We start from the raw sequence: 2,988 nt of genomic DNA on the forward strand, positions 1-2,988 counted from the left end.
GAAATTCATGCACGTGTAGCAGTCCTCAACAGATTTACGGAATTAGGTCGACCACTTACCCAAGTTACGCCTTAAATTTGGCTCAATTAGGGGCGCTTTGCATTTCAAATCTTTGTGCAACAAAGCCATCTTAAACTATTTTTTAAAAAAATGTCTGAGGTGTCAGATTATATGGAATTTTCAAACAAATATATGTAATTATAGAGTATACTCTAAAGTTACAATCTGAAAGTTCATGAAATTATGTATCATTTAAATTATTTTTAATCATAAGTAACATGTAACTTTAGTGTTATAGAATTATAATTTACGAAATTGTTCATTTTTATCCAATTGGGGCGTGAAAAAGTGAAAGGCCAAAAAGTAGGGTATGTCCGGGTAAGTTCTGTCGAGCAAAACACTGGACGTCAACTTGAAGGAATTGAGGTCGACCGGATTTTTGTTGACCGTGCTTCAGGTAAAAATACTGACCGACCTAAATTTCAGGAAATGTTGAACTATGTCCGGGAAGGGGACAGGGTGATTGTACATTCAATGGATCGTTTTGCGCGAAGCCTAAAAGATTTGGTCACTGAAGTAGATAAACTGGTCAAACGAGGGATCGCCATCCAGTTTGTAAAAGAAAATATTACTTTTACAGCCGAATCCACCCCGATGGATAATTTGATGCTTCAAATGATGGGTGCTTTTGCACAGTTCGAACGTGAGATCATTTTAGAGCGGCAAAAGGAAGGAATAAAACTCGCCTCTGCTCAGGGGAAGTACAAAGGTCGGGTGCATAAACTAAAGCCTGACCAAGCTGAAGCTTTACGACAAGCATGGAAGGAGGGGAAGTATCCATCGAAAATGGCATTAGGGAAAGCTTTTGGGATTAGTCGTCAGGCGGTATACCGATATTTACAAGTTAGTGAATAGCTTATTGGGATTAGCAACTAAATTTAGTTTAACTTATAAAAATCATGAAACACTGTTCGAATTTTAAGCGTGGAACATGAATAATCAATAAAAAGCCGCTCTGGTGCCCTATATTCCAGAACGGCTTGCTTTAATATAATGATATTTAAAGAGAAATATCAAGCATTACGTATAAGGTGTATTATGTAAATTGTAGAAAAATTCACGAATGTTATTGAAATTTAGCTAGTTGACCGGTCTTTACTAAAAAAGTCCATTTAAATTAATTAAAGCTAGTCTCTATTTTCTAAAAGCAAGCTTTAATCATTTGGACAAATTATCTATTAACGAAATTCACGGTCGTAAAGTTGTTTTAAATCAAATCCTTTTCGATAATTACGCTTCATCAAATCATCTAGTACTTTGTAACCCATTTGAGTTGGGTTCTTTTGCAATGCACGGAACGGTTTAGACTGAGCTAAACATACAGCATAGGCCGCAGCAGATTCTTCGTAAATGTTGTCCGTCTCATCTGGGAATTTACCGTATTTATATGCGGTTTGAGCTTCCTTACAGCCTTGCAAGTTTGTGTAATCGTGTGGCAAAACTTTGTTAGCACGTAAATATGCGCCTAGTTGTTGCATACGAGGGCTGTTCGCAATTTGCTTTTTCATTTCAGGGGTAAGCGCTGAACTTGAATTAGAAGCTAGAGCCGTTGCACCTTTCACAAACTGAAAGTCAGGTAGGCGAGGTGAACCTTTTGGCAATTTTGGATCTGCTGGGGGATTCATCCTAATCAAATCTTTTGGATTTGTACTTTCGCTGCCTTTGGTCTTGTATGTATTCACAATCCATTGAGCCTGGTAATTACCATAACCTGCTGCGTACTCAAATCGTTTGAATGGATCATCACGGTTTAAGCCTTGTTCCATTTCAATAATGGCAGCGTAATAGCTCGCTTCAGGTAAACGTCTAAAGCTACTCACTGATTTACGGATTTCTAAAAGATCAGCGGCTTTATTGAAGTCTTGTGGAGTATGCTTGGTTCCCACTGTATAGAGAATCCCAAGTGTGTCGCTTGCTTCCCAAGCTTTATCTTTGTATTGCTCAAAGATATTAATGCCTTTTAACTCATCTTTAGTACGAGCTACACCGTCAAAGTAACAACGACCCACAAGATACGCTTCAAGTTCGTTGGCATTTTTGGCATTGAATTTTTCTTCGTTTTCATCACACACTTTTTTAGGTTCATAAGGTGCATTGTAGAAGCCATTGCCTGTATAGCGAGCATAATCCCAAACAAAACGAGCCTTGATGTTATCGCCTTTTGCCAGCTCACGATCTAAGACCTCTTTTGCCTTAACTTGATCACCAGTCCATGCATAACCAATAAGGGCATAACGGTTGAAATCAGTGTGATTCAATTTTAATGCTGGTTCAATTGCCATTAATCCACGTTTGAAGTTTTCAGCGCCACCAGTGAAGTGCATGAAGTTATATGCGCTATTAAGCATTGCGTCATAAGAACCAGCTTTTACCGCTTCGTCATAAGCTTTGAATTGCTCTGATGAGTGAGAAGACATACTTTTTGCTTTCACATAAAGTTTATGTGCTTTTTCTGGTGAACCGTATTTGTTTGGATATTCTTCTGCATTGGCTTGAGATAAGCTAAAAGTAAATCCAAGAGTAAACATCAATATAAATTTTTTAGGCATTTTATTCTCTGAAAACTAGTTATAAGAAAACTAGTTATAAAGTGTTAAAAAATCATATGATATATCATGAGACTCGTAAGAATTGAGCCTGTGAATTATTTTATTTAAGTTTCATTTTTTAGAAGTGATTTTTTATTGAATCATTGAGCTGAATCGTAAACCAACCCTATATAAAAATTACTTTTTCAACAGAGAAATTATTAGCCAATCTTTAACGCTATTTAACATAATGGCTGTTATACGAAATAACATATGTTAGAACCCATTTAAAGTGTCTATATTCTCACCAATAAAAATGTCTAGTTTATGATGGTTTTTATCACCATGGACTGGATATAAATATAGATGCTGATCACTATGTCTGACAAAGAAATTCAAC

The 2,988-nt window shown here is 36.5% G+C and carries 2 protein-coding genes; one reads left to right on the plus strand and one right to left on the minus strand.

All coding sequences use genetic code 11. From position 1 onward, the window contains the following. Positions 1-348 precede the first annotated feature (348 nt). Positions 349-915 carry a recombinase family protein gene (locus tag FTT85_RS18240; protein WP_000678311.1) on the plus strand — a complete coding sequence of 189 codons (567 nt, stop codon included), beginning with the start codon at positions 349-351 and terminating at the stop codon, positions 913-915. Positions 916-1,238: 323 nt separating this feature from the next. Here FTT85_RS18240 and FTT85_RS18245 read toward each other — a convergent pair whose 3' ends face one another. Beyond that, positions 1,239-2,609 (minus strand): hypothetical protein, encoded by a 1,371-nt coding sequence (locus tag FTT85_RS18245; protein WP_180184114.1) that lies wholly within the window; start codon positions 2,607-2,609, stop codon positions 1,239-1,241. Positions 2,610-2,988 lie beyond the last annotated feature (379 nt).

The organism is Acinetobacter sp. YH01020 (assembly GCF_013420275.1).
GTDB classification, from domain to species: Bacteria; Pseudomonadota; Gammaproteobacteria; order Pseudomonadales; family Moraxellaceae; genus Acinetobacter; species Acinetobacter amyesii.

Coding starts and splice junctions, on each gene's coding strand:
- FTT85_RS18245 (WP_180184114.1), bottom strand. CDS start 2,609: ATGCCTAAAAAATTTATATTGATGTTTACTCTTGGATTTACTTTTAGC.